Annotated in this window: 1 protein-coding gene; it reads left to right on the top strand. The window is 47.5% G+C overall.

Going from position 1 to position 2,823, the window contains the following annotated elements:
- A partial coding sequence (locus PHH49_08755) for a DUF6531 domain-containing protein (GenBank protein MDD5489029.1) occupies nt 1-2,823 on the top strand: 2,823 nt, incomplete at both ends.

Here is a 2,823-nt window from a genome sequence, read left to right as displayed (position 1 = left end):
ACAGATGCTGGCAGGGACAGATCATCGCCGTAAAGACAGATCCAAGCATTAAGGAATTCGCTTACGACGAATTGGCAAGCATAAAAGGCGGAAACCGCCGAGCGTCAGAAGGCGGGACCACGAAAAATGATCCCGGTGTATATCCGAACGGGTCGTGGACGCTGGAGTACGGAAAGATAGGCCCGATTATTCCGGGTGATTATTTGATGGCGAACAATCTCTCGGATTCAGGCACCGGACATAATCCTCAGCCTGACGGCGGCATGGGAATGACGCGCATGGGTACCGGCGAAGATGCGCTCGGAGGACAGCTTATTCCGGGTAATTATTTGATGGCGAACAATCTCTCCGATTCTGGTATTGGCCGCAATCCTCAACCTTATGGCGGTATGGGAATGGCACGCACGGGTAACGGCGAAGTGGCGCAAGGGGGACAAAAATGCGACGATGTATTTGATCCCATTGCGATAACCGGCGGCCAGGTTATCATACCGAAAGAAGATATATTTATACCCTGCAAGGGAAGAAAGCATGGCATCAATCTCAGCCTTAAAAGGACATATTCGTCGAGCAGCGAAGTGGATGGGAAGGTGGGCTTTGGTTGGGCGCTTGCGTATGACGTTAAATTGAAAGTAATTCCTGCGGATGGCGATACACCTCAGTATGTCTTAGTAACAACGCCCGACGGTACGATATTCAGCTATGAGTACGACGGGGAAGGTTTCTATTATTCGCCCGATTGCGACGGTTCATATGTCTTAAAGAACGAGGATGGGACATATTACTGGATGCGCTATACCGTAATGTACGGATTGCAGAAATACTATTTTGAAAATTATGTAACGGAAACTACCACTCATCGGATAAAAAGGATTGAGGATCTTAACGGCAACTATTTAATATATCTCTATCCGGATGCGAATCATTTAAGAATATGTGATAATAGTAGCAGGTATCTATTTATTACGTATAGTAACGGAAGGATAGCTACGGTAGTCGGCGGAAATGGATCGCTTTACGTGACTTATAATTACAGCTATGATGGTAACGGCAACCTTACTTTGGTTACTGGCCCTGAAAATTATTCTGAAACGTACGAATATGAAGACGCCAATTATATTCACAATATCACGGCCTATGAAGATGCCGAGCATCACAGGACGGAGTATACCTACGAACAGGATCCGTCGGGAATTAGCGATGTCTGCGTTGAGGTAAGGGACGCGCTAGATAACCCTGCTACTTACGACTACCTCTTCGAAATAGGCGTCACTACGGTCGTGGATGCGCGTAGACGCACCAACATTTATGAGTACGAAAAGGGCAAAATTAATAAAATCACCAATTCCAACGGCGGAATTACGTATTATTCGTTCGACGATATATATATGCGTAATTCGATAACCGACGAACACGGCAGAGGCTGCGGTTGGTCGAATAAATATCACTATGGTTTGGTTGAAACTTTGGACAACGAAGAAGCCCATAGCGCATATTTTCACTATAATTCGTTCAATTATATTGAATGGATGGTAGACGCAAAGGAAAGATCCTGGTCGTACGTATATGATGACAATGGTAACTTAATATTCAGAAATACCCCCGCTCCGAATAACCAGGGCACTTCGACCGTTGAAAAACAATACAACCAGTATGGTTGCCTTACCGCCGTCATCGATCCCGAGAACATAACAACGACCTACACTTATGATACAAAAGGTAACATTTTGAAGGAAACGGACGGCGTCGGCAATTACGTTGAATACACCTATGATAGCCTCGGCCGCATGACTTCCTCGAAATACGGAGATCTCGGCGGTTATGATACGGCGACAACCTATGAATACGACGGTCTCGGAAGGCTTAAGAAGAAAACCTACCCCGACTCCAGCTACGAAGAGTATACCTATGACAAAAACTCTAACCTCTTGAATTTCAAGGACGCTAACGGCCATGAAACTGATTATGAATACAACGAGCTCAACCAGTGCGTTAAAGTAACCGATGCGGAACAAAATATTACCGAATACGACTACGATGCCTTCGGAAACATGACGGAACTTACCCGTTATGTTAACGGCAATCCCGTCACTACTTATTACGAATACGATGACCAATATAATCGTTTGACCAAGGTTACTGACCCGACCAGCGAGATGACGGAATTTACATATGAGGATTCCCCGCCGCTTTTAGGCGACAGCAAGAACTACACCACCATGAAGAAATACAAGCCCGACAACTCTCTCTTATCCGTCGAGATACGCACGTTCGATCCCATGTACCGCATAAAGACCGTTTCCGACGGCCTGGGCAACACCACCACCTACAACTACGACGAGGTGGGCAACCTCATATCGGTCGCCGACCAGAACACCCACACGACCACCTATACCTACGACCCCAACGTCAACGTCGTCCTGACAGAGACTGACCCATTAAACAATCCGACGAGCTATACATACTACAAGAACGGCAAGCTCAAGACCAAGACCGACGCCAACGGCAATACCACAACCTACACCTACGACGCCGCGGGTAGGCTCTCTCTGGTGACCTACGAAGACGACTCCACCGTCGAATACGCCTATAACAAATACGGCAAGGTTTTCGCCATGGTCGACTCACAGGGTACAACCGTCTACTCCTACAACACGAGGACATGGCTTACCTCGTTCGACGGCCCCAACATGAACGACACTGTCTCCTACACCTACGATAACGTGGGCAACAGGGCAACTATGTCCACCCCGGCAGGCAACTTCGGCTACGCCTACTACGCCAACAACCTGCCCTACACCCTGACCAACCCACAGAGCCAGA

Source organism: Candidatus Omnitrophota bacterium, from assembly GCA_028715965.1.
Lineage (GTDB): Bacteria > Omnitrophota > Gorgyraeia > Tantalellales > Tantalellaceae > JAQUQS01.
Note: the sequence above shows the minus strand (reverse complement) of the source record. Positions and strands in the feature narration are given on the sequence as shown.